Origin of the sequence: Streptomyces sp. LHD-70, from assembly GCF_031157275.1 — a bacterium.
GTDB lineage: Bacteria > Actinomycetota > Actinomycetes > Streptomycetales > Streptomycetaceae > Streptomyces.
In genome coordinates, this window is record NZ_JAVIFW010000009.1 from 313,476 (window position 1) to 334,368 (window position 20,893).

The following is a 20,893-nucleotide window of genomic DNA, read 5'->3' on the forward strand; positions in this document are numbered from 1 at the left end:
CCTGCCGCATCGGGGTTTTCCGCAGGCGGGAGGCTCAGAATGCCGCGCGGATCTCCCCCACCTCACGGTCGCCGCCGAGCAGCGGGGCCGCGCCGATCCGGGCGAGGGCCGGGGTGTCCACGCCGAGGAGGTCGAGGGTGCGGGCGAGGACCGGGCCGAGGGCGCGGATCGCGCCGTCGTCGACCTTGAACGCGAGCGCACGGCCGTCCGGCAGGGCGACCGCCTGCACGGCCTCGGCGCCCATCTTCGACAGGACGCCGGGCACCTCGCGCATCAGCCAGGTGTCCGGGCGGCGCGTGCCCGCGACGTACTCGGGGTGGGCCCGCATCGCGTCCGCGACCCGGCGCTCCGGCGTGCCGGGCTCGGCAAGGACGAAGTGCCGGAAGGCGCGGGCGAGGCCGGTGAGGCTGATGGCCATCAGCGGGGCGCCGCAGCCGTCCGTGCCGGTGGCGGCGACGGGCTCGCCCGCCGCCTCCTCGATGACCTCGCGGACCAGCCGCTGCAGCGGGTGCTCCGGGTCGAGGTACGACTCCTGGTCCCAACCCTGCGCGGCGCAGGCGGCGATCATCGCGGCGTGCTTGCCGGAGCAGTTCATGGCGACCCGGTCCCGTACGGAGCCGCCGGCCAGGTAGGCCTCCGACTCGACCGGGTCGAAGGGCAGGTCGGGCGGGCACTGCAGGGCCGACTCGGTGAGGCCGAACTCGCCGATCATCGTGCGGACCAGGTCGAGGTGGAAGGGCTCGCCGGAGTGGCTGGCGGAGGCGAGGGCGAGGCGCTCGCCGGAGAGGTCGAGTCCGGCGCGCAGGATGGCGGCGGCCTGCATCGGCTTGTTCGCGGAGCGGGGGAAGACGGGGGCGGAGACGTCACCGACGGCGCGCTCCACGCTGCCGTCGGCGGCGAGGACGACCAGCGATCCCCGGTGCCGTCCCTCGACGAAACCGGAGCGCACGACCTCGGCGAGGACCGGGGATATGGCGGGCTGCGAAGGGGCGCTGGCGCCGGCGGATGCCGTCATCGTCGGTGGATGCCTTCCGGTGGTCCCGCCCCTGGGCTCACCGGGGTGCCGGTGGTCAGGCGAGCAGGTCGTCTACTTGTGCTTCCCCTTCACGGTACCTGCGGGCGATTTCGGCACTGCAATCGTCGGCCGTGCGCTGCAGGAGCTGGCGGCGGTGGGAGACCTGCTGCTCGTACCGGACCAGGCGGCCCATCGCGGCGTGCAGCTCGTCGTCGGTGCGGGCCTCCAGGTCGGACAGCTCGACCTCGCCGAGCATCTCGGCGGCCAGACTGCGGTACTCCTCGCCGTGCGGGGTGCCGACCGTGACGTGCCGGGCCGACGAGCGGTGCCGCGAGGGCGTGTCCGTGAGGATCTCGGAGAGCCGGGCCACCATGTCCGGGTCGGGCGCCGGCACGGCCGGGTCCCGGCGCCGGGCCAGCTCGGCCCGGAGGATGTCGATCCGCCCCTGGAGCAGCCGGCGGACATAGCTGAGGTCGGCCTCGTCCTGCTGCGAGGTGCGGCGCAGGGCCCGGACCTCGGGCAGCCGGAGCACCGCCAGATCGTGTTCGGGCAGCTCGGGAAGGCGGTCCCCGGTGCGCTGTGCGGGCGGGCGGGGCGTGCTCGCACCGGCGCATGCCGTCGGTGCGGGCCCCGGCGGCTGCCCCGCCGTGCTCGACGTGCTGTTCATGCTGTTGACCGTCCCCTCGACCGGTGCGGGGCGCCGCAGGCGCGCCGCTGGGCAGCAGAATGCCACCCTTCCTGCCCGAGTTGGGGCGGAGTGCACTCGATCGGCCCCGGATAGCCCTATGGCATTACGTGGCAGATGTCGGAAACGGTCCGAAAGTACGCGCGAGAACGGGACCGGACGGGCGGCCGCTCACCGGCCCGCGGGCGCACGGCATCATGGACGGCATGCGAGCAGTGGTGCAGAGGGTGGACGGCGCGAGCGTCGTCGTAGAAGGAGAGACCGTCGGGGAGATCACCGGCGAGGGGCTGTGCGTCCTGGTCGGTGTGACGCACAAGGACACCAAGGAGAAGGCGGCCCAACTGGCCCGCAAACTCTGGTCGTTGCGGATGCTCGACGGCGAGAAGTCCTGCAGCGACATCGACGCCCCGCTGCTCGTGATCAGCCAGTTCACGCTCTACGGCGACGCCCGCAAGGGCCGCCGCCCCACCTGGAACGCGGCGGCCCCGGGCGACACGGCGGAGCCGCTGGTCGACGAGGTGGTGGCGCAGCTGCGGTCACTCGGCGCGACCGTGGCGACGGGCCGGTTCGGGGCCCAGATGCGGGTGTCCCTGACGAACGACGGCCCGTTCACGGTGCTTCTTGAGATGTAGCCCGAGATGCAGCCCGAGCCGTACGACCAGGGCTTGACCGACAGCCGTACGACCAGGGCTCGACCGGCAGCCGTACGACCAAGGGCTCGACCGGGGCTCGGCTACGGCTCGACCACGGCTTCCTGAGCCGCCGCGGTCGTACCGACGAGCAGCTCCGCGTCCAAGGGGACGTTCCGCTTCACCAGGGCGAGAGCGATCGGCCCCAGCTCGTGGTGGCGGGCCGAGGTCGTGACGAAGCCGATCTTCCGCCCGTCGGACCCTTCCGCCGCCAGCCGGACCTCCGTACCGTGCCCCGGCAGGTGGACCTCGCTGCCGTCCAGGTGCAGGAAGACCAGGCGGCGGGGCGGCTTGCCCAGGTTGTGGACGCGGGCGACGGTCTCCTGGCCGCGGTAGCAGCCCTTCTGGAGGTGGACGGCGGTGCCGATCCAGCCCAGCTCGTGCGGAATCGTGCGGTGGTCGGTCTCGAAGCCGAGGCGGGGGCGGTGCGCCTCCACGCGCAGCGCCTCGTGCGCGAGGACGCCGATCGCCGGGCCGTTGGCCTCCGCGTACGCCTCGAGTTCGGCGCGCGGCAGGAAGAGGTCCCGGCCGTGCGCGGTCTCGCGTACGACGACTCCGTCCGGGACCGGGGTGATGGAGCCGGCCGGGAGGTGCACGACCGCGAACTCCGCGGTGCGGTCGGTGGCTTCGACGCGGTAGAAGAACTTCATCGACTCCAGGTACGCGAGCAGCGCCTCCTGCGTGCCCGGCTCGATGTGCGCCCAGGTCGTCGTGCCGTCGTCGACGAGGTAGAGGGCGTGCTCGATGTGGCCGTTGGCGGAGAGGATCAGCGCTTCCGTGGCCTGGCCGGTGGGCAGCTCGCTGACGTGCTGGGTGAGCAGCAGGTGCAGCCAGCTGAGCCGGTCGTCTCCGGTGACCGTGATGACCCCGCGGTGCGAGAGGTCGACGAGGCCGGTGCCGTCGGCTAGGGCGCGCTGTTCTCGGTAGAGCTCGCCGTAGTGCGCGGCGACTCCTTCGTCGACACCTTCGGCGGGGACGGCACCGGGCAGGGACAGCAAGGGGCTCTTCATATCCACTCAGACTACGACTCGTTGACAGCCTGTCTTATTCCCCGGGGGTCTCAGCGACCTGGGACGTCGATCTGGTGCAGTCGCCGCAGCGGCCGAAGATCGCGAAGTGCTTCATATCGGTGTCGAAGTCGAAGGTCGTACGGAGCTTCTCGATGAACTCGGCGGCGACCTCGACGTCCGCCTCCACGACCCCGGTGCAGTCCCGGCAGACCAGGTGGATGTGGTGGTGCCGGTCGGCGAGGTGGTACGTGGGCGCCCCGTGCCCGAGGTGCGCGTGGCTGACCAGGCCCAGCTCCTCCAGGAGCTCCAGCGTGCGGTACACCGTGGAGATGTTGACTCCGGAGGCGGTCTTGCGGACCTCGACGAGGATGTCGTCGGGGGTCGCGTGCTCCAGGGCGTCGACGGCTTCGAGGACAAGCTGGCGCTGCGGCGTCAGCCGATAGCCGCGCTGTCTGAGGTCGCTCTTCCAGTCGGTGCTCACCACGCGGCCAAGTGTAGGCGGGCCCGCCCCGCGGCTCCTTCCGGTCGCGACGACGAGCAGATCGAGGCCGTCCGGCCACCAGGCGCCGCAGCGGCCCTCGTCGAGGCTGCGGGCCGTGGACACGTCGTACCCGGCAAGGCGCAGGGCGAGCGTGAGGAGGTCGCGGCGGCGCGGGTCGTCGGCGACGAGGAGGGCGCGGGCGGGGACATGAGTGGGGCCGGTCACCTGCTCACAGGTACCGGCCCCGTCTCAGAGGAGTCTGAGAACCCTCTGAGCCTCTGCTTGAAGGCTGCGCCTACTTGGCTGCGCCTACTTGAAGGCTGTGCTTACTTGAAGCTGTGCTTACTTGAAGCTGTGCTTACTTGAAGAACGCGATGCCGTCGTCCGGCAGGTCACCGAGGTTCCGCGCCATCTCGGCGACGTCGTCGGGCGAGACGACCTTCTTCAGCTGCGCCGACATGTAGGGCCGCAGCGGCACCTCGGGCGTCTGCTTCTCGCCGACCCACATCAGGTCGCTGTTCACGTAGCCGTAGAGCCGCTTGCCACCGCTGTACGGGCCGGAGGCCGAGGTGCGGGCGACGGCGTCGGTGGCCAGGTCGATCTGCGGCTTCTTGTCGGCCAGCTCGCCGTACCAGACCTCGACGACGCCGTCGTCGCGGACCATCACGACCTCGACCTTGCGGTCCTTGCCGACCCGCCAGAAGCCGGACTCGGACTCCAGCGGCTTGACCTTGTTGCCCTCGGAGTCGAGCACCCAGGTGTGGGAGCGGTACTCGAGGAAGTCCCGGCCGTCGTGGCTGAAGCTGACTTCCTGGCCGAAGTTGCACTTCTCGCTGCCCGGGAAGTCGTGCACGCCCGCGCCGGCCCAGTTGCCGAGCAGGAACGTGAGGGGCACGAGGTCCGGGTGGAGGTCGGACGGGATCTCGATCATGGGCTACTCAGGCGATCTGTGTCGGAGCGGAGGTCGGTACGCGGCGGACGCGGAAGGTCAGCGCTGACCCTGGTACAGCTTCTTGACGGTCAGACCGGCGAACGCGAGAACGCCGACGCAGACCAGGACCAGCAGGGCTTCGAAGAAGGCAACAAGCACGGGGTGCTCCTCGATGAGCGGTGTTAGCAGGACGGGGCCGCGCCCCAGCTTAGTCGGCCCACCCGTGCCGTTCTCTGTGAGGTTGGCCCTGTGAACTCCCGGACTACAGTGCGCGGCATGGCGAAGAAACTCGTGATCAAGGTGACCGCGGGGGCCGACGCCCCCGAGCGATGCTCCCAGGCCTTCACGGTCGCGGCGGTGGCAGCGGCCAGCGGGGTGGAGGTGTCGCTCTGGCTGACCGGTGAGTCCGCGTGGTTCGCGCTGCCGGGGCGGGCGGCCGAGTTCGAGCTGCCGCACGCGGCGCCGCTGCCCGATCTGATCGAGTCGGTCCAGGCGGCCGGCCGGATCACGCTCTGCACGCAGTGCGCGGCCCGCCGTGACATCACGGAGAAGGACGTGCTCGACGGGGTGCGGATCGCGGGCGCGCAGGTCTTCGTACAGGAGTCGATGGCGGACGACACCCAGGCGCTCGTGTACTGACGCCTTCGGAGGCGAGTCACTTGCGCCGCTTGCCGTCCAGCTCGTCCCACCACTCGTCGGACTTCGGGTCGCCGGAGGGATCGTCCCACCAGCGGTCGTCGGGGCCGCGCCGGTTGGCGACGATCGCGGCGAGCGGCGGGATGACCATGGCGACGACGCACATGCCGACGGCCACGGGGATCGACCACAGGCGTACGACCGCCCAGGCCAGGACGAAGAGGGCGAGGCAGGTGCCCATCATGGCGAAGTAGACGTGCCGCCTTCGCGCGTACATGTCTCCAGCGTAGAACCGCGCACCGGCCCCCGGACAGCGCAAAAGCCGGAGGACCGCACCCGCGTCCTGGTAAGCGTCCAACCCCCAGGGGTGCGGCCCTCCGGCCGTTCAAGCGGTGCCGTACGTCAGACGGCGATGGCGACCTCGGCGAGGCCTCCGGTCTGCGCCACGACCGTGCGGTCCGCGGTGCCACCGGGCACCAGGGCGCGCAGGGTCCACGTGCCTTCGGCCGCGTAGAAGCGGAACTGACCGGTCGCGGAGGTCGGAACCTCGGCGGTGAACTCGCCGGTCGAGTCCAGAAGGCGCACGTAACCGGTGACGGGCTCGCCGTCGCGGGTCACCTGGCCCTGGATGGTGGTCTCACCGGGCTTGATCGTCGCGGCGTCGGGGCCGCCGACCTGTGCTCCACACATAAGTCACTGTCCTCCTGGTTCAGTTGGAGCCGAGCTCGATCGGGACGCCCACGAGGGAGCCGTACTCCGTCCACGAGCCGTCGTAGTTCTTGACGTTGGCCTGGCCGAGCAGCTCGTGCAGGACGAACCAGGTCAGGGCCGAACGCTCACCGATGCGGCAGTACGCGATGGTGTCCTTGGCCAGGTCGACCTGCTCGTCCTCGTAGAGGGCCTTGAGCTCGTCGTCCGACTTGAACGTGCCGTCGTCGTTGGCGTTCTTCGACCACGGGATGTTGCGGGCGGTCGGCACGTGGCCGGGGCGCTGCGACTGCTCCTGCGGGAGGTGGGCCGGGGCGAGGAGCTTGCCGGAGAACTCGTCGGGCGAGCGGACGTCGACGAGGTTCTGCGAGCCGATCGCGTTCACGGCGTCGTCGCGGAAGGCGCGGATCGAGGTGTCCTGCGGCTTGGCCTTGTAGTCGGTGGCCGGGCGGCTCGGGACCTCGGAGCCGTCGACCAGGTCGCGGGAGTCGAGCTCCCACTTCTTGCGGCCGCCGTCGAGGAGCTTCACGTCCTGGTGGCCGTAGAGCTTGAAGTACCAGTAGGCGTAGGACGCGAACCAGTTGTTGTTGCCGCCGTAGAGCACGACGGTGGAGTCGTTGGCGATGCCCTTCGCCGACAGGAGCTTCTCGAAGCCCTCCTGGTCGATGAAGTCACGACGGACCGGGTCCTGCAGGTCCTTGGTCCAGTCGATGCGGATCGCGTTCTTGATGTGGTTCTTGTCGTACGCGGAGGTGTCCTCGTCGACCTCGACGATGGCGACCTGCGGGTTGTCGAGGTTTGCCTCGACCCAGTCGGCGTCGACCAGGACGTCGCTGCGGCTCATGCTTGTTCTCCTCCGGGGCAATTTAGGCAGGGCGCGAAGCGCTCCACCAGGGGCGGTGGTCGGGCGGCGGGCGGGAGGGGTGGTGCGCGAGGGGTGGTGCGTGCGGGGCGCGGGTACGCGGCGGCGGCGCGGCGTACGCGGCACGGGGCGGCCCGGTGGGACGTCGGTTCGACGTCGGGGAGGGCCCGGGGGGATACGGGAGCTGGAGCTCCCGCTCAGACGGGGCGACAGAGCATGGCGGCGACGCGGCACAGGTCGACTGCCCGCCGCTTCGTGAGATCCGCCTGTCGCTTCATGGCCCCGATCGTAGGGAGGGATCGGCGGCCATGTCACCGGCGTGTCGTATTCTGAGACGCGATCGTCCGTATGGTGATACGAAAGCCGCCCCGGGGCCCGTGTCGGCGGGTTCCGGGGCGGCTGATGTTCGCATCCTGGCTATTTTCCGGACGCGCCCGTCTCGCACTTCGGACAGTCACCAAGGGCGGCCCTGAAGTCACGCAAGGTTACGGACACGTGGTCCGCCTCGGGGCGGGCGATTGAAGACAGGGCCTTAGCCCGCCAGCTTCACGTCCGAACCCGTCACCGTGATCCGCACGCCGTCCTTCTGCGCCTCGACCTTGTCCAGCTCGATGCCCGCGGGCAGTCCGTCGACCACCTGCTGGAAGTCGGTGATCTGCCGCATCCGCTCCTCGGCGACCGGCACGGCACCCAGCTTCGGCAGCTTGTCCGCGTGCACCTGCACGGTCTTGCCGCCCTCCACCTTCGCCGAGCTGACGACCTCGACGGGCTCCGGCAGGGTCTGGCCGAGGACGGTCGCCTGGACCGACACCTTGATCTTGCCGTTGCCGCCGTCGGAGAGGCCGACCACCTTCGCCGTCACACCGGGAGCGACCTCAACCGGCTCGACCTTGGCGGCCCCCAGCAGTTCGTCGTACGAGATCCGCGCGGAACCCGTGGCCTGGGCGGCGGTCGCGGAGCTGTAGTCGGAGGAGAACGCGACGCCGTGCATCTGCGCGTCCAGTTCGGCGATCCTGACCTTCCCGGCGCCGCTGGACGCCTCCATGCCGTCGATCCCGATCGCCACGTCGTCCAGCTCGCCGGCGAGCACCTGGGTCAGGAACGGGAAGCCCTCGATCTCCACCTCCGGGTCCTTCTGCAGGCCCTCGCTGCTGCGCAGCTTCTCGGCGACCTTGTCCTCGGCGAAGCCGACGGCGATCCGGTCGGCCGCGACGAAGAGACCGCCGAGCACGACCACAATGATGAGAAGTATTCGCAGTGCACGCATGGTTCGGTGCTTCCCCCCATGAAATTCCCCCGCCAGTACGGACGTTCGCGAGCCTAAACGACCGGTCCCCCGCCGCGGGTTCCAGGTGGAAGCGCGACGGGGGACCTGTCGAAGAGCTGTGACAACCAGGGCAGTTCAGGCCCGTGCATGTCCTGTCTAGGCCACGACCCGGCCCAGGAGGTAGAGCGCCGGCACCGCCGCCGTCAGCGGCAGGGCCACCCCGGCGGTCATGTGCACGAACCGCGACGGGTAGTCGTAGCTCGCCACCCGCAGGCCGACCAGGGCGCACACCCCGGCACCGGCGCCGAGCAGCGCACCCGCCGCCCCGATGCCGGTCATCCCGCCCACGGCGATGCCCGCACCCGCGGCGGCCGCCACCGCGACCACGACGGAGGCCGCACCGGGCAGCGGCAGCGCACGGGCCAGCACCGCGACGGCCACAGCGACCGCGCCGACCGAGACCGCCTCGGGCGCCGCGGCGAGGGTGCCGCCGGCGAGGATCGTGAGCGCGGACGAGGAGACCGTGGCCATCAGTCCGTACATCCGCTCGTCCGCGCCCGCGTGGCTGCGCAGTTGCAGCACGAGCGTGAGCAGCACCCAGACGCCGCAGGTGCCGAGGATCGCCCCCGGCGCGTGCTCCCGGCCGGCGGTCAGCACCAGCGCGTCCGCGACGACCCCGCCGAGGAAGGCGAGCGCGATGCCCTGCCGCGCGGGCCACATGCCGTTGAGCCGGAACCAGCCGGCCGCCGTCAGCGCCTGCAACAGCAGCAGCGGCACGAGCAGTCCGTACGAACCGAGGGCCGCGCCGCCCGCAAGGAGCAGCGCGAGCAGGGCGGTGAGTCCGGCGGGCTTCAGACCGGGCTCGATGATCGGCGACCGCCCTTCGAGCCGGGCCCGCTGGGCGTAGGTCAGCCGCGGCTCCTCGGCGTCCGCGGCGGGTGCGGTGGCCGGGGCTGCTCCGGTCGGCGCGGACTGCCCCTGCGGGGGCAGGTAGGCGGTGCCGGTGGCGGGTCCCTGCGGTTGCTGCTGGTACTCGGGCGCTTGCGGCGGTTGGTGCTGGTACTGCTGCTGCTCGTATGGCACATACGGGGGGTGCTCGTACTGAGGGCGCTTGTGCTGAGGGTGCTCGTACTGCTCGTGCTGAGGGTGCTGGTGCGCCGTCCCCGTGTCCCAGGTCTGTCCCTGGAACGTCTGGGTGTGGCCGCGCACCTCCTCGTACTGCTGCTGCGGCTGCTGCTGATACGGGTCGTACGACTCGTGCGGCTCATACGGCTGCTGACTCATCGCGTGCGGCTCACCCTCCTGCGAACGGCGGGAGCACCTCGACCGTGCCGCCCTCGGCAAGCGCCACCGTCTCATGGGCTCGGGTCCCCACCGGGTCACCGTCGACCAGGAACGAGCATCGCTGCAGGACGCGGACGAGTTCGCCGGGGTGTCGCTCGCGGGCGGCGTCGAGCGCCTCGGCGAGTGTCACCGCGTCGTACGGCTCGTGGGCGAGGCCGGCGGCGGACTTGGCGGCCGCCCAGTAGCGGATGGTGCCGTTGGCCATGGCGGGCGCTCCTTTCGTTGCTACCGACTCAGTATCCGTGCTCCGCGTCCCACCCCGCCCAGCCTGTGGAAAACCCCGTGGCCCAGCTCGCGATCCGGGCGAGCAGTTCCTCACCGGCCGCGTTCTCCGCGTGCCCCATCCCGGGTTCGAGCCACAGCTCGGCGGAGCCGCCCGCGGCGTCGGCGAGCATCCGCGGATGGTCGAGCGGGAAGTACGGGTCGCGGTCGCCGTGCACGATCAGGAGCGGCGTCGGCGCGATCAGCGGGACCGCCTCGACCGGCGAGAGCGGCACCGGGTCCCACTCGCGGGGGTGGATCCGGGTGCGCAGGACGTGCCGGCCCACCACCCGCCCCGACCGCCGGGTGACCAGCCAGTGCAGGCGGCGCATCGGGGCCGTACCGCGGTAGTACCAGCGCGCGGGGGCGCTCACGGCGACGACCGCGTCGGCGTACGCGTCCGTACGCCCCTCGCAGGGTTCGGCAGCGGCTGCGTCCGTTCGACCCTCGCCGGGCTCGGCAGCGGCTTCCACGCGGTGCAGGGCCGCGTGCCGCAGCGCCACCGAACCGCCCATCGAGAAGCCGACCGTCACCACGCGCGCGTGCCCGAGGCCGCGCGCCCAGGACACCGCCGCCGCCAGGTCGAGCACCTCGCGGTCGCCCACCGTCGACCTGCCGCCCGACTTCCCGTGCCCCCTGAAGGTGAACGTGACGACGCTCGCGTACCGCGCGAGAACCGCCGCCGCGCGGCGCACGTGCGGGCGTTCCAGATCACCGGTGAAGCCGTGCGCGAGGACGATCGCCGGGCCGTCGACGCCTTGCGGACCGGGCTCGTAGAGGGCGTCCACGGAGACCCCGTCGGCGGCTCTCAGAGCGGTACGGAGCGTGCCTCCGTCGCCGCGCTCCGTGCCCGCCCGACGGGGCAGCCATGGAGTAGTTCGCGTCACACGACCTGCCGATCCGGTGCTCATGTGGGCTATTCTCCTAGGTGAAGGACCTGGGCAGCGCAGCCCCCGGGTCCTTTCGTGCTTTCGGGACGGTGCGCAGTACCGGAGCGGAAGAGCGGCGGAACCCAGGGCGCGGGTGCCGCACCAGCACCACCGGCTGTGCGCGTACGAAGCAGTGCCGCAAACTCCCCCACCGCCTCACACGGCGTGGGAGATGCCCCCAGCGCAGGGACCGAGGAGGAACCGACGTAATGGGCGAGCAAACCGTGCACGACCAAGGACGACCGACCCAGGCAGGTGGGTCGCGATGAGCTCTCTGCTGCTCCTGACCAACGCTCTTCAGCCGTCGACGGAGGTGCTCCCCGCTCTCGGCCTGCTCCTGCACAACGTGCGCGTGGCCCCCGCCGAGGGCCCCGCACTCGTCGACACCCCCGGTGCCGACGTCATCCTGATCGACGGCCGCCGTGACCTGCCGCAGGTGCGCAGCCTCTGCCAGCTGCTGCGCTCCACGGGCCCCGGCTGTCCGCTCGTCCTGGTCGTGACCGAGGGCGGCCTCGCGGCCGTCACGGCCGACTGGGGCATCGACGACGTGCTCCTGGACACCGCCGGACCGGCCGAGGTCGAGGCCCGGCTGCGGCTCGCGATGGGCCGCCAGCAGATCACCGGCGACGACTCCCCCATGGAGATCCGCAACGGCGACCTCTCCGTGGACGAGGCGACGTACAGCGCGAAGCTCAAGGGCCGCGTGCTCGACCTGACCTTCAAGGAGTTCGAGCTCCTGAAGTACCTGGCGCAGCACCCCGGCCGGGTCTTCACGCGCGCGCAGCTGCTCCAGGAGGTCTGGGGCTACGACTACTTCGGCGGTACGCGGACCGTGGACGTGCACGTGCGGCGCCTGCGCGCCAAGCTCGGCCCCGAGCACGAGTCGCTGATCGGCACCGTGCGCAACGTGGGCTACCGCTTCGTGACGCCGGAGAAGGTCGAGCGGAACGCCGACGCCGAGAAGGCCAAGGAGGCCCGGCCGAGGGCCGAGGGCTCGCAGACCCCGCGCTCCACGGGCAGGGATGTGGCTTCTGCGGCATCTGTCGCCCGGAAGGACGCCGAACAACCGGTGGAAGCCGGTACGCGACCTGCAAGGAGTTAGCTCTCCCCGCGTAGACTTCGTGTGTGGCCAAGGTGACGCGTGACGATGTGGCAAGACTGGCGGGGACGTCGACCGCGGTCGTCAGCTACGTCATCAACAACGGACCCCGGCCGGTCGCCCCGGCCACGCGCGAGCGCGTGCTCGCCGCGATCAAGGAACTGGGATACCGGCCCGACCGGGTCGCCCAGGCCATGGCGTCGCGGCGGACCGACCTCATAGGCATGATCGTGCCGGACGCGCGGCAGCCGTTCTTCGCCGAGATGGCGCACGCGGTGGAACAGGCCGCGGCCGAGCGCGGAAAGATGGTCCTGGTCGGCAACTCCGACTACCTCGACGAGCGCGAGGTGCACTATCTGCGGGCCTTCCTCGGAATGCGCGTCTCCGGCCTGATCCTGGTCAGCCAGGGCCCGAGCGAGCACGCGGCCGCCGAGATCGACGCCTGGGACGCGCGCGTGGTGCTGCTGCACCGGCGGCCCGAGGCCATCGAGGACGTCGCGGTCGTCACGGACGACATCGGCGGCGCCCAGCTCACCACCCGCCACCTCCTGGAGCACGGTCACGCGTACGTCGCCTGCCTGGGCATCACGGAGTCGACGCCCACGATCGGCGACCCGGTGGCCGACCACATCGAGGGCTGGCGCCGTGCGATGGCCGAGGCCGGGATCTCCACCGAGGGCCGCCTCTTCGAGGCGCCGTACAACCGCTACGACGCGTACGACATCGCGCTGCGGATCCTGTCCGCGCCCGACCGGCCCACCGCGATCGCCTGTGCCACCGACGACCAGGCCATCGGCGTGCTGCGCGCCGCGCGTGAGCTGCGGATCGACGTGCCGGGCGAGCTGGCCGTCGCCGGGTTCGACGACGTGAAGGAGGCGGCGCTCACCGATCCGCCGCTCACCACCGTCGCCTCGGACCGCCCCGCCATGGCGCGGGCCGCCGTCGACCTGCTGCTCGACGACTCGCTGCGGGTCAGCGGCTCCCGCCGGGAGCGGCTGCGGCTCTTCCCCTCGCGCCTGGTCGTACGGCGCTCCTGCGGCTGCGACTAATTCCGGGGCTTTACCGGCACCGTTTACATCGGGCATACAGGGTTCTGCCGGGCTTCTCAGGGCGTACTCAGACGGTTCTCATGCTCGCCGGTGAAGCTCGGATGCATGACCGAAACCTTCCGCCACAGCGGCGAGCACCCCGAGCAGCAGCCGGCCTTCGCGAGCGCCGGGTCCCCTGACGGCGCGTACGGCACGTACCCGCCGCCGCCCCCGTACGCCCCCGGACCTGCGGACCACGGCCGGACGCGTCGGCGGGCCAAGGGGCCGGTCGCGCTGCTCGCCGCCGTGGCGCTCGGGGCGGCTGCGGTGGGCGGCGGTACCGCGTACGCCGCACAGGAGCTGTGGGGGCAGACCGCGGCCGCGGCGACGACCGGGGTGAACGGGACCAACGCGGCGGCCGGCGGCAAGGGCAGCGTCAGCGGGGTCGCGAACGCGGTGAGCGACAGCATCGTGGAGATCCAGGCCGAGACCCCGTCCGGGGAGTCGACCGGCTCGGGCGTGATCATCACCTCCGACGGCGAGATCATCACCAACAACCACGTCGTCTCCGGCGCCTCCATGGTCAAGGTGCGCACCAACGACGGCAAGACGCACACCGCCGAGGTCGTCGGCACCGACGCCGCCAAGGACCTGGCGCTGATCAAGGTACGCGGCGCGTCCGGGCTCGAGGCGGCGGCGCTCGGCGACTCGGACGACGTGAACGTCGGCGACCAGGTCGTCGCGATCGGCTCGCCCGAGGGCCTCACCGGCACCGTGACCAGCGGCATCATCTCGGCCAAGGACCGCGACGTGACCGTGTCCAAGGACGGCGGCCAGGACCAGGAGCAGCAGGGCGGCGGCGAGCGCTGGCCGTTCGAGTTCGAGGGGCAGCAGTTCAACGGCGACACCGGCTCGTCGAAGACCACGTACAAGGCGCTGCAGACCGACGCCTCGCTCAACCCGGGCAACTCCGGCGGCGCGCTCATCGACATGAACGGCGAGATCATCGGCATCAACTCCGCGATGTACTCGCCGAGTTCGGGCAGCGGGACCGGCTCGGGCTCGGTGGGGCTCGGCTTCGCCATCCCGATCGACACGGTCAAGGCCGACCTGGCGAAGCTGCGCGCGGGGTCGACGGACTGACGCGACGCCGACGCCACGGGCCGACCCGCCGCACCGCCGCACCACCGCACAGGAGGCACCCATGTCCCGTACGACACGTCCGGTCACCGTTCCCGTGAACCGTGTCCGGCACGCCGTGGCCGCGGCGATCGGCTGGGGGCGGCCCGCCGACACCGGCTTCGCGCTCGCCGTCGCGGGCCTGCTGCACCCGCCGGGCCGGTCGGCGCGGGCGCCCGAAGTGCCCGTCGCCGCAGGTGAGAGCGGCAATAAGGCGCGGCGCGAAGAGTTTTCCACAGGCCGACGCACGGGGTTTTCCACAGGCCGACGCAAGCATCGCGACTCCGTGCGAGGCTGACGGCACGACACCGGCAGACCCCCGCACACCCCCTGAGGACCCGAGACCCATGAGCCCCGCCGAAGCCGCCCAGCAGCGCATTCTGATCGTCGACGACGAGCCCGCCGTGCGCGAGGCCCTGCAGCGCAGCCTCGCGTTCGAGGGGTACGGGACGGATATCGCCGCGGACGGTCTGGAGGCCGTGGAGAAGGCCGCGGCCACGCAGCCCGACCTGATCGTGCTCGACATCCAGATGCCCCGCATGGACGGCCTGACCGCCGCCCGCAGACTCCGCGCCACCGGCTCCACCACCCCGATCCTGATGCTCACGGCCCGTGACACGGTCGGCGACCGCGTCACGGGACTCGACGCCGGCGCCGACGACTACCTCGTCAAACCCTTCGAGCTGGACGAGCTCTTCGCCCGCATCCGCGCGCTCCTGCGCCGCAGTTCGTACGCGGCGACGCTCGGCGCGCAGGACGGCGAGGACACCGACGTCCTGGACTTCGGCGACCTGCGGATGAATCTGGCGACACGCGAAGTGGTGCGCGGCGGCCGGACCGTGGAGCTGACGCGTACGGAGTTCACGCTCCTGGAGATGTTCCTCGCCCACCCGCGCCAGGTCCTGACCCGCGAGCAGATCCTGAAGGCCGTCTGGGGCTTCGACTTCGAGCCGAGCTCCAACTCCCTCGATGTGTACGTGATGTACCTGCGCCGCAAGACCGAGGCGGCCGGCGAGCCGCGCCTGGTCCACACGGTGCGCGGTGTGGGGTACGTGCTGCGGGCGGGCGGGGCGGAATGAACCGTGCCGTGGCGCGCCTGCGCTCGCTTCCGCTGCGCTCCCGCCTCGCGCTGCTCGTCACCACGGCGGTCGCGGTCGCGGTCGCGGCGTCGGCGGTGGCCTGCTGGTTCCTCGTCCGGGACGTGCTGTACGAGTCGCTCGACGACACGCTGCGGCAGAACCGGGTGGACGGGGACCTGGTGGCCGAGATGGCGCGGCAGGGGGAGTGCAAGGCGTCCGGTCCTGTCGTCAGCTACCCGAACCCCGGCTCGCGGGTGCTGAAGCTGACCATCCAGGTGGTCAACCCCGAGGGTGAGCGGTGCGTGATCGGCGGGGAGCCGCTCAAGGTCACCCCGTCCGACATCGCGGTGGCGACGGGCCGCAGCAGCGACACCTCGCACGACGCGAAGACGTCCGACGGCACCGACTACCGCGTCCTCACCTACCCCTTGGAGCACTACAAGGGCGCGGTCACCGTCGGCCGCCCGCTCGCCGAGGTGCACTCCACTCTCAGCAATCTGACGCTGCTCCTCGCCCTGGTCGCCGGGGTTGGTGTCGTCGGGGCCGGGGCGGCCGGTCTGTGGGTGGCGCGTACGGGTCTGCGGCCCGTGGACGAGCTGACCGGCACGGTGGAGCACGTGGCCCGTACGGAGGACTTGACGGTCCGCATTCCCGCGGACGGGGACGACGAGATCGCCCGCCTGTCCAGATCGTTCAACGCGATGACCGCGGCCCTGGCCAGCTCGCAGGAGCGGCAGGCGCAGCTGATCGCCGACGCGGGGCACGAGCTGCGGACGCCGCTGACGTCGCTGCGTACGAACATCGAGCTGCTCGCCCGCAGTGAGGAGACGGGGCGGGCCATCCCGGCCGAGGACCGCAAGGCCCTGCTCGCCTCCGTGAAGGCGCAGATGACGGAACTGGCAGCGCTGATCGGAGACTTGCAGGAGCTGTCCAGACCGGACGAGAGCGGCCGCTCGGGGAAGGTCGAGGTGGTCGCGCTGCACACCGTGGTGCGGACGGCGATAGACCGGGCGCGGCTGCGCGGGCCCGAGCTGAGCATCGAGGGGGAGCTGGCGCCCTGGTACGTACGGGCGGAGGCGCCCGCGCTTGAGCGGGCGGTCGTGAACGTCCTCGACAACGCGGTGAAGTTCAGCCCGCCGGGCGGGCGGATCGACGTACGGCTCGACCGGGGCGAGTTGACCGTGCGGGACCGCGGGCCGGGGATCCCGGAGGACGAACTCCCGCATGTCTTCGACCGGTTCTGGAGATCGCCCTCGGCACGCAGCCTGCCGGGCTCGGGCCTCGGGCTCTCGATCGTGGCGCGGACGGTGCAGCAGTGCGGGGGCGAGGTGTCGCTGCGGCGGGCGGAGGACGGCATGGGAACGGTGGCGGTGATCCGGCTCCCTGGCGCACCGACGCCGCCGCCGGATACTCCGACGACGGCGAGGTGAACTGCGTTGCTCACCATGGGGAGTTGGCTCGCCAGTGCGGCGACCGGGAAGGTTCGCCGGGGTGGGCGGCGGGAGGCCGCGCGCGGGTCACGCCGGAGTTGCTTGACCTTGACGCGGTCGGCAGTTGTGGAGAACCGGACGACGCGTTCTTCGGCGTCCCAGCTGTAGAGCATGGTGGTCAGATGAGGATGGCCACTGCGCTTATTGGTGGCGAGGGTGCCGAACTGCTGAGTGCTCAGCAGTTCGGAGAGGGCATCGTCGGACAGAAGCCGAGGTGCTGGACCTTGAGTCATGACGTGCTCAACTTGGGCGTGCGCCTGGGCATTTCGCGCAAGCCAGAACCCAGCCACCAACTTTCGCAACAGGCCTAGCCGTCCGCCCGCACGGCACCGACGAACGCGGACCAGGCACCCGCCGGGAAGACCAACGCCGGGCCCTCGGGACGCTTGCTGTCACGGACCGGGACCACGCCGGGGTAGCCGTCGGCGACCTCGATGCAGTTGTTGTCGCCGCCGTCGCTGTACGAGGACTTGCGCCAGGCGGCCGCGCTGAGGTCGAGGGTCTGCTTCATGATCGGTGCTCCTCCATGACATCCCGGATGAACGCAAGCGAGTCCGGCGGGGACAGCGCCAGATCTCGAAGCCGATCGTAGGACAGTCGGTGATACAGGACACCGTCGTCGTCCTCGATCAGCTCGCCCTTCCTGTCACCCTCCACGTAGGCGACACCGCTCCCGTCCTGTTGCCAGAGCAGCGTCAGCGACGCACTCATGTGGTGGTGGACGCCCGACTTGAACGGAAGCACCTGGATCACCACGTTCGGCCACTGCGCCACCGCCTCGATGCGCAGCAGTTGCTCCTCCCAGGTCCGCACACACGCGGGAGAGCGCCGGAACGCGTACTCGTCGATGATGACGCGGACGTACGGTCCGGGCTCCTGCTGCAACAGCTGCTGGCGCCCGAGCCGGGCCGCCACCTGTTCCTCGACCAACTCCTGCCCTTCAGGTGTTGCCTGGGGTCCAGACAACACCTCCTGGGCGAAGCCTTCGGTCTGTAGAAGTCCTGGTACACCGGGCGTGTATTTCCACATCACCCGAGCCGTCTCCTCCAGCTCCATGAAGTCCCTGTACTGATCCTTGAAGACCTCCCGCTTAGCCGCCTTCCAATGCGAAACCAGCAGGTCACCAGCCCCGTAGTAGAGGTCGAGTTCCTCCATCACGCCCAGCTTCGAGAAGCGTTGCCCGGACTCCAGGCGGGACAGATAGCTCTTGTCGTACGCCGTGTCCTCGGCCAGTTTTCCCAGCGATATCCCGGCCTTCTCGCGCAGATATCGCAGGGTCCGCGCCAGCGTGTCCCGCCCCGATTCGCCTACCACTTCCGGCATATCGGACATACAACCCCCTTGCCGTTGCCAGCCGTTGCCCCTTCAGGGGGCAACACTCAACCCCTGTTGCAGCGTAGGGCGTTGGCGTAATCATCGAGACACGAACGGTAATCACCGCTCAGCGAACATTCCCCTGCCCTTTCCTGCCTGGAGTCTCGCCGTGGTTCAACGTGTCTTTCTTCTCTACCTGTTGCTCGCACTGAGCCTGCTTCTCCCCCCCGCGAGGGGGGCATCGGGCCGGGGGTGCGGCTCCCGGGCGTCGCGCTCGCCGGCGGCTTGAACTCCGGCTCGCGGTCATGGGGTTCGACATGGGTCCCCGCCGCATCCACGGCATGGCGGTGGGGCGGCGATGAACGGCGACGGGCTGCGGTTGCTTCCCTGGAGTTCGGGTGACGGGAAGCCCTGTTATCTCAGTACGGATGATCCGCACAGCATCCTCAGCCTGCTGGCGGACGACCTTGAGGAAGAGCAACTGGTCTGCGGGGAAGACGTGTTGGCGGGGGCGGTGGCCGTTCTTGCCGATCCCGTGGCCGGGGAGCGCGCGGTGCGGTTCGCGCTCGCCCGGGCCGTGGAGTCGTTGCGGGAGGTGCTGCGGGTCGCGGTGAGTCGGGGAGGCCGACTCGAATCAGCTGCCGTTGTGCCGGATCATGGACTCGACCAGGCCTGACCTCGTGTTCGGGTAGTCCATCGGCACGATGCCCAGGCCCTTCCAGTCCGCGCCCGCGCCGGAGAGGAGCTCGTGCACCTGCGGGTTCAGGCGGTCCGCGTTCCAGCGGGGCGGCAACGCAGCGGCCGTACTCACGAAGTTGATGTAGCAGGGGCCGGGCTCGGCGGCCGCCTTCCGGAACTGGGCTTCGATCTGCGGCCACTTGGCGAACGGTTCCGCCATGTAGTCGTCCTGGATGGCGAAGGCGGAGGTGTCGCCCCAGCGAATCCCGCCCGGCAGACCCCCGTTGTCCGCGAGGAGGACCACCTTGCCGCGTGCCCGCCCGAGCGAAGGCAACGTATCCCCGATGTGGAACAGCGAGCGCCAGCCGCGGGCGTCCAGGTAGTCCGTGAAGACCGCGGCGAAGTCGGCGTCGGACACCTCCGAGTACTCCTGCTTGACGCGCATGAGCACCGTCTCGGAGGGGTGCGCGGCGAGGAAGTCGCGGCAGGCGATCAGGACGTCGCCGAACATCAACTCCTGGTAGAACGCGCCGTGATGGATGGCGAAGGAGCCCTCGATGGCGCGGCAGCGCACGTCGAGGAAGCGGATGCCGGAGTTCAGCTGCTCGGCGATGGTGGTGTTCTGGCACTCGGTCCAGGGGCCGCCGAAGCGCGCCCCCGAGTCGTGCGTGCCCGGAATCGTGAGTGAGCTCAGCGCGGCGCCGTCGGCGAGGCCCGCCATCCAGCCCTGGGCAACCAGGGCGGTGGCGGACCCCGCGTGCGCGGCAGCCGTGCCGGCGCAGGTGAGGAGCCCGGCGGCGGAGAGGGCCGCCGCTCCCGTGAGGAATCCCCGTCGGTCGATGGTCATGACAGGGAGCGAAGCACAGGGGGCGGGCGGGGCGACAGATACGTAAGTGACAAACGTGCGGAGGGAGTTGGGCCCCCTACTTGTCGATCACTTGTCGAACGTCAGCCCCACCCCGCTGAGCCGCACCCGGATGCCGTCCTTCTCGACCTTCACGTCGCGCAGCCGTACATCCCCGGTGCCCGGCAGTTTCGGGAGCTGGAAGCCGAGGGAGAGGCGGTCGGCGAGGGCGGGGCGGGTGAGTTCGGTGAGGCCGTCGAGGAGGGCCGGGTCGAGGCCGAGCTTCTTCAGGAGCCAGGGGTGGCCCATCGCGACGTCGATCAGGTTGAGCTTCATCAGCTTCTTGACGAAGTGCGGGGAGCCGGTGAGTTCGGCGAGCTTCCGCTCGTTGCGCAGCGCGGCGCGGACCGCAGAGTCGGGCACGCCGAGCCGCTCGACGACCGCGTCGACCCGGAAGAGGGCCTTCAGCTTGTCCGTCTCGTGGCGCAGCCGGGCAGCGGACTTGGGGCTCAGATGGAGGCCCTCGTCCGGCCCGGTGCCGGGGCGGTACGTGGCCAGGTCGCCGATGTCGAGGCGCATGCCGCCGATCCGGGTCGAGATGCCGTGGTCGCCGCTGCGCTGGATGCGGGCCTCGGCGGCCACCCGCAGATCGTGCCCGGCGACGGGCAGGGTGCCGCGGGCGATCACCCGGTCATGGCCGCGGGCGGTGAACGTGACCTGGGAGGCGCCCAGTTCACGGTTCAGGTCGTCGAAGGAGAGGAGCACCTCGCCGTCCATGGAGCCGATCTCGGCGCCCTTGAAGTCGAGCAGGCCGCCCTTGATCCGTACGTCGTGGGCGGTGGCTCCGACCTTGGCGAGGGAGATGCGGTCGGCGGCCACGTCGGGGACGGTGAGGCGGACCGTGTCCAGGCGGTCGTCGAGGGCCTGGGTGAGGAAGGGGAAGCCGTCGATGTCGACCTCGGGGGCGGCGCTGAGGTGCATCGCGTCCTTGAGCTTCGCGGCGGCCTCGTGCTCGGTGTAGAGGAGCGCCCAGCGGTCGCCGAGGCCGAGGAAGGCCGTCACGACCAGGAGCAGCACGACAACCTTGGCGGCGATCGGCAGCCCCGCGAAGCGGTTGCGTTTTCGGCGGCTGTTGCGGCGGTGGTTGGGCGGCGACCAGTCGTCATCATCCGGGTCGGCCTCGTGCAGGAACTCGTCGAGCGGGTTGCCAGCCAGGGCGGCCAGCTCGTCGTACGGGTTCTCGTAGCCGTCGACGGGCCTGCTCTCGTAAACGTTGTCTGGACGATCTGTGGATATGCGGTGGGGGGTGGTGCGCATCGGGTCATCTGACCATGCACGCCACCCCCCACAGCAAGTCCCTACCG

The 20,893-nt window shown here is 70.7% G+C and carries 26 protein-coding genes and 1 pseudogene; 9 read left to right on the top strand and 18 right to left on the bottom strand.

Annotated elements, in window-relative coordinates; translation table 11 throughout:
- Positions 1 to 34: 34 nt before the first annotated feature.
- Together RCO28_RS20270 and RCO28_RS20275 are read right to left on the bottom strand one after the other, a co-directional pair.
- On the bottom strand, positions 35 to 1,015 hold the full coding sequence (locus RCO28_RS20270) for an asparaginase (protein WP_308942567.1): 981 nt from the start codon (positions 1,013 to 1,015) through the stop codon (positions 35 to 37).
- Between the two features lie 55 nt (positions 1,016 to 1,070).
- Positions 1,071 to 1,682 carry a hypothetical protein gene (locus tag RCO28_RS20275; protein ID WP_308942568.1) on the bottom strand — a complete coding sequence of 204 codons (612 nt, stop codon included), beginning with the start codon at positions 1,680 to 1,682 and terminating at the stop codon, positions 1,071 to 1,073.
- Positions 1,683 to 1,906: 224 nt separating this feature from the next.
- On the opposite strand from RCO28_RS20275, the gene dtd reads away from it, so the two are divergent.
- A complete protein-coding gene (dtd, locus tag RCO28_RS20280; RefSeq protein WP_308942569.1) occupies positions 1,907 to 2,332 on the top strand; it encodes a D-aminoacyl-tRNA deacylase in 426 nt (141 codons plus the stop codon).
- A gap of 101 nt (positions 2,333 to 2,433) precedes the next feature.
- On the opposite strand, the gene RCO28_RS20285 is transcribed toward dtd, so the two are convergent.
- The 3 genes from RCO28_RS20285 to RCO28_RS20295 all read right to left on the bottom strand — a co-directional run bounded on the left by RCO28_RS20285 (position 2,434) and on the right by RCO28_RS20295 (position 4,811).
- Positions 2,434 to 3,399: a glycine cleavage T C-terminal barrel domain-containing protein gene (locus tag RCO28_RS20285; protein ID WP_308942570.1), complete on the bottom strand. Its 966-nt coding sequence runs from the start codon at positions 3,397 to 3,399 to the stop codon at positions 2,434 to 2,436.
- 34 nt (positions 3,400 to 3,433) lie between these two features.
- Entirely contained in the window at positions 3,434 to 3,883 is a 450-nt protein-coding gene (locus tag RCO28_RS20290) for a transcriptional repressor (protein ID WP_308942638.1), read from the bottom strand.
- Positions 3,884 to 4,238: 355 nt separating this feature from the next.
- Complete coding sequence (locus RCO28_RS20295) at positions 4,239 to 4,811, bottom strand: FABP family protein (RefSeq protein ID WP_308942571.1); 573 nt, start codon at positions 4,809 to 4,811, stop codon at positions 4,239 to 4,241.
- Between the two features lie 276 nt (positions 4,812 to 5,087).
- Here RCO28_RS20295 and RCO28_RS20300 point away from each other — a divergent pair, with 276 nt between their 5' ends.
- On the top strand, positions 5,088 to 5,450 hold the full coding sequence (locus RCO28_RS20300; protein WP_308942572.1) for a DsrE family protein: 363 nt from the start codon (positions 5,088 to 5,090) through the stop codon (positions 5,448 to 5,450).
- A gap of 16 nt (positions 5,451 to 5,466) precedes the next feature.
- On the opposite strand, the gene RCO28_RS20305 is transcribed toward RCO28_RS20300, so the two are convergent.
- From RCO28_RS20305 to RCO28_RS20335, 8 genes are all read right to left on the bottom strand, one after another.
- Positions 5,467 to 5,724: a DUF3099 domain-containing protein gene (locus RCO28_RS20305; protein ID WP_308942573.1), complete on the bottom strand. Its 258-nt coding sequence runs from the start codon at positions 5,722 to 5,724 to the stop codon at positions 5,467 to 5,469.
- 125 nt (positions 5,725 to 5,849) lie between these two features.
- Positions 5,850 to 6,137 carry a DUF1416 domain-containing protein gene (locus RCO28_RS20310; RefSeq protein ID WP_282514747.1) on the bottom strand — a complete coding sequence of 96 codons (288 nt, stop codon included), beginning with the start codon at positions 6,135 to 6,137 and terminating at the stop codon, positions 5,850 to 5,852.
- A 19-nt stretch (positions 6,138 to 6,156) separates the two neighbouring features.
- Entirely contained in the window at positions 6,157 to 6,999 is an 843-nt protein-coding gene (locus RCO28_RS20315) for a sulfurtransferase (RefSeq protein ID WP_308942574.1), read from the bottom strand.
- A gap of 215 nt (positions 7,000 to 7,214) precedes the next feature.
- Positions 7,215 to 7,295, bottom strand: a complete 81-nt coding sequence (locus RCO28_RS39375) for an Ms5788A family Cys-rich leader peptide (RefSeq protein ID WP_351229977.1) — start codon at positions 7,293 to 7,295, stop codon at positions 7,215 to 7,217.
- A gap of 254 nt (positions 7,296 to 7,549) precedes the next feature.
- Positions 7,550 to 8,284 carry a DUF2993 domain-containing protein gene (locus RCO28_RS20320; RefSeq protein ID WP_308942575.1) on the bottom strand — a complete coding sequence of 245 codons (735 nt, stop codon included), beginning with the start codon at positions 8,282 to 8,284 and terminating at the stop codon, positions 7,550 to 7,552.
- A gap of 156 nt (positions 8,285 to 8,440) precedes the next feature.
- The gene (locus tag RCO28_RS20325; RefSeq protein ID WP_308942576.1) at positions 8,441 to 9,568 is read right to left on the bottom strand and encodes a hypothetical protein; all 1,128 of its coding nucleotides are present in this window, start codon (positions 9,566 to 9,568) and stop codon (positions 8,441 to 8,443) included.
- A 10-nt stretch (positions 9,569 to 9,578) separates the two neighbouring features.
- A complete protein-coding gene (locus RCO28_RS20330; protein ID WP_282533793.1) occupies positions 9,579 to 9,833 on the bottom strand; it encodes a MoaD/ThiS family protein in 255 nt (84 codons plus the stop codon).
- A 28-nt stretch (positions 9,834 to 9,861) separates the two neighbouring features.
- Positions 9,862 to 10,800, bottom strand: a complete 939-nt coding sequence (locus tag RCO28_RS20335; RefSeq protein WP_308942577.1) for an alpha/beta hydrolase — start codon at positions 10,798 to 10,800, stop codon at positions 9,862 to 9,864.
- Between the two features lie 283 nt (positions 10,801 to 11,083).
- On the opposite strand from RCO28_RS20335, the gene RCO28_RS20340 reads away from it, so the two are divergent.
- The 6 genes from RCO28_RS20340 (at position 11,084) to RCO28_RS20365 (ending at position 16,633) form a co-directional block, all read left to right on the top strand.
- Complete coding sequence (locus tag RCO28_RS20340; RefSeq protein ID WP_308942578.1) at positions 11,084 to 11,920, top strand: response regulator transcription factor; 837 nt, start codon at positions 11,084 to 11,086, stop codon at positions 11,918 to 11,920.
- Between the two features lie 23 nt (positions 11,921 to 11,943).
- Complete coding sequence (locus RCO28_RS20345) at positions 11,944 to 12,966, top strand: LacI family DNA-binding transcriptional regulator (protein ID WP_308942579.1); 1,023 nt, start codon at positions 11,944 to 11,946, stop codon at positions 12,964 to 12,966.
- 105 nt (positions 12,967 to 13,071) lie between these two features.
- Complete coding sequence (locus tag RCO28_RS20350) at positions 13,072 to 14,088, top strand: trypsin-like peptidase domain-containing protein (RefSeq protein WP_308942580.1); 1,017 nt, start codon at positions 13,072 to 13,074, stop codon at positions 14,086 to 14,088.
- Positions 14,089 to 14,149: 61 nt separating this feature from the next.
- Positions 14,150 to 14,422 (top strand): hypothetical protein, encoded by a 273-nt coding sequence (locus tag RCO28_RS20355; protein ID WP_308942581.1) that lies wholly within the window; start codon positions 14,150 to 14,152, stop codon positions 14,420 to 14,422.
- Positions 14,423 to 14,471: 49 nt separating this feature from the next.
- Positions 14,472 to 15,203 carry a response regulator transcription factor gene (locus RCO28_RS20360; protein WP_308942582.1) on the top strand — a complete coding sequence of 244 codons (732 nt, stop codon included), beginning with the start codon at positions 14,472 to 14,474 and terminating at the stop codon, positions 15,201 to 15,203.
- On the top strand, positions 15,200 to 16,633 hold the full coding sequence (locus tag RCO28_RS20365; protein WP_308942583.1) for a HAMP domain-containing sensor histidine kinase: 1,434 nt from the start codon (positions 15,200 to 15,202) through the stop codon (positions 16,631 to 16,633). Before RCO28_RS20360 ends, RCO28_RS20365 begins: the two co-directional genes overlap by 4 nt.
- A gap of 74 nt (positions 16,634 to 16,707) precedes the next feature.
- Here the strand turns inward: RCO28_RS20365 and RCO28_RS20370 are convergent.
- The 3 genes and pseudogenes from RCO28_RS20370 to RCO28_RS20380 form a co-directional block, all read right to left on the bottom strand.
- Positions 16,708 to 16,926 (bottom strand): annotated as a pseudogene (locus RCO28_RS20370) (pyridoxamine 5'-phosphate oxidase family protein); the annotation flags it as partial.
- A 74-nt stretch (positions 16,927 to 17,000) separates the two neighbouring features.
- A complete protein-coding gene (locus tag RCO28_RS20375) occupies positions 17,001 to 17,204 on the bottom strand; it encodes a DUF397 domain-containing protein (RefSeq protein ID WP_308942584.1) in 204 nt (67 codons plus the stop codon).
- On the bottom strand, positions 17,201 to 18,025 hold the full coding sequence (locus tag RCO28_RS20380) for a helix-turn-helix transcriptional regulator (RefSeq protein WP_308942585.1): 825 nt from the start codon (positions 18,023 to 18,025) through the stop codon (positions 17,201 to 17,203). Before RCO28_RS20380 ends, RCO28_RS20375 begins: the two co-directional genes overlap by 4 nt.
- Positions 18,026 to 18,365: 340 nt before the next feature.
- Here RCO28_RS20380 and RCO28_RS20385 point away from each other — a divergent pair, with 340 nt between their 5' ends.
- Positions 18,366 to 18,683 (top strand): hypothetical protein, encoded by a 318-nt coding sequence (locus RCO28_RS20385; protein ID WP_308942586.1) that lies wholly within the window; start codon positions 18,366 to 18,368, stop codon positions 18,681 to 18,683.
- Here RCO28_RS20385 and RCO28_RS20390 read toward each other — a convergent pair.
- A complete protein-coding gene (locus RCO28_RS20390) occupies positions 18,642 to 19,532 on the bottom strand; it encodes a phosphatidylinositol-specific phospholipase C (RefSeq protein WP_308942587.1) in 891 nt (296 codons plus the stop codon). The two genes, RCO28_RS20385 and RCO28_RS20390, sit on opposite strands and share 42 nt — an antisense overlap.
- An 87-nt stretch (positions 19,533 to 19,619) precedes the next feature.
- On the bottom strand, positions 19,620 to 20,846 hold the full coding sequence (locus tag RCO28_RS20395) for a DUF2993 domain-containing protein (protein WP_308942588.1): 1,227 nt from the start codon (positions 20,844 to 20,846) through the stop codon (positions 19,620 to 19,622).
- Positions 20,847 to 20,893 lie beyond the last annotated feature (47 nt).

Excerpts from the sequence above, each read along its gene's own strand:
- RCO28_RS20320 (WP_308942575.1), bottom strand. The coding sequence starts at position 8,284 with ATGCGTGCACTGCGAATACTTCTCATCATTGTGGTCGTGCTCGGCGGT.
- RCO28_RS39375 (WP_351229977.1), bottom strand. The coding sequence starts at position 7,295 with ATGAAGCGACAGGCGGATCTCACGAAGCGGCGGGCAGTCGACCTGTGC.
- RCO28_RS20315 (WP_308942574.1), bottom strand. The coding sequence starts at position 6,999 with ATGAGCCGCAGCGACGTCCTGGTCGACGCCGACTGGGTCGAGGCAAAC.
- RCO28_RS20365 (WP_308942583.1), top strand. The coding sequence starts at position 15,200 with ATGAACCGTGCCGTGGCGCGCCTGCGCTCGCTTCCGCTGCGCTCCCGC.
- RCO28_RS20390 (WP_308942587.1), bottom strand. The coding sequence starts at position 19,532 with ATGACCATCGACCGACGGGGATTCCTCACGGGAGCGGCGGCCCTCTCC.
- RCO28_RS20385 (WP_308942586.1), top strand. The coding sequence starts at position 18,366 with ATGAACGGCGACGGGCTGCGGTTGCTTCCCTGGAGTTCGGGTGACGGG.
- RCO28_RS20380 (WP_308942585.1), bottom strand. The coding sequence starts at position 18,025 with ATGTCCGATATGCCGGAAGTGGTAGGCGAATCGGGGCGGGACACGCTG.
- RCO28_RS20375 (WP_308942584.1), bottom strand. The coding sequence starts at position 17,204 with ATGAAGCAGACCCTCGACCTCAGCGCGGCCGCCTGGCGCAAGTCCTCG.
- RCO28_RS20335 (WP_308942577.1), bottom strand. The coding sequence starts at position 10,800 with ATGAGCACCGGATCGGCAGGTCGTGTGACGCGAACTACTCCATGGCTG.
- RCO28_RS20285 (WP_308942570.1), bottom strand. The coding sequence starts at position 3,399 with ATGAAGAGCCCCTTGCTGTCCCTGCCCGGTGCCGTCCCCGCCGAAGGT.
- RCO28_RS20275 (WP_308942568.1), bottom strand. The coding sequence starts at position 1,682 with ATGAACAGCACGTCGAGCACGGCGGGGCAGCCGCCGGGGCCCGCACCG.
- RCO28_RS20330 (WP_282533793.1), bottom strand. The coding sequence starts at position 9,833 with ATGGCCAACGGCACCATCCGCTACTGGGCGGCCGCCAAGTCCGCCGCC.
- RCO28_RS20350 (WP_308942580.1), top strand. The coding sequence starts at position 13,072 with ATGACCGAAACCTTCCGCCACAGCGGCGAGCACCCCGAGCAGCAGCCG.
- RCO28_RS20360 (WP_308942582.1), top strand. The coding sequence starts at position 14,472 with ATGAGCCCCGCCGAAGCCGCCCAGCAGCGCATTCTGATCGTCGACGAC.
- RCO28_RS20310 (WP_282514747.1), bottom strand. The coding sequence starts at position 6,137 with ATGTGTGGAGCACAGGTCGGCGGCCCCGACGCCGCGACGATCAAGCCC.
- dtd (WP_308942569.1), top strand. The coding sequence starts at position 1,907 with ATGCGAGCAGTGGTGCAGAGGGTGGACGGCGCGAGCGTCGTCGTAGAA.
- RCO28_RS20300 (WP_308942572.1), top strand. The coding sequence starts at position 5,088 with ATGGCGAAGAAACTCGTGATCAAGGTGACCGCGGGGGCCGACGCCCCC.
- RCO28_RS20355 (WP_308942581.1), top strand. The coding sequence starts at position 14,150 with ATGTCCCGTACGACACGTCCGGTCACCGTTCCCGTGAACCGTGTCCGG.
- RCO28_RS20305 (WP_308942573.1), bottom strand. The coding sequence starts at position 5,724 with ATGTACGCGCGAAGGCGGCACGTCTACTTCGCCATGATGGGCACCTGC.
- RCO28_RS20270 (WP_308942567.1), bottom strand. The coding sequence starts at position 1,015 with ATGACGGCATCCGCCGGCGCCAGCGCCCCTTCGCAGCCCGCCATATCC.
- RCO28_RS20395 (WP_308942588.1), bottom strand. The coding sequence starts at position 20,846 with ATGCGCACCACCCCCCACCGCATATCCACAGATCGTCCAGACAACGTT.
- RCO28_RS20340 (WP_308942578.1), top strand. The coding sequence starts at position 11,084 with ATGAGCTCTCTGCTGCTCCTGACCAACGCTCTTCAGCCGTCGACGGAG.
- RCO28_RS20295 (WP_308942571.1), bottom strand. The coding sequence starts at position 4,811 with ATGATCGAGATCCCGTCCGACCTCCACCCGGACCTCGTGCCCCTCACG.
- RCO28_RS20325 (WP_308942576.1), bottom strand. The coding sequence starts at position 9,568 with ATGAGTCAGCAGCCGTATGAGCCGCACGAGTCGTACGACCCGTATCAG.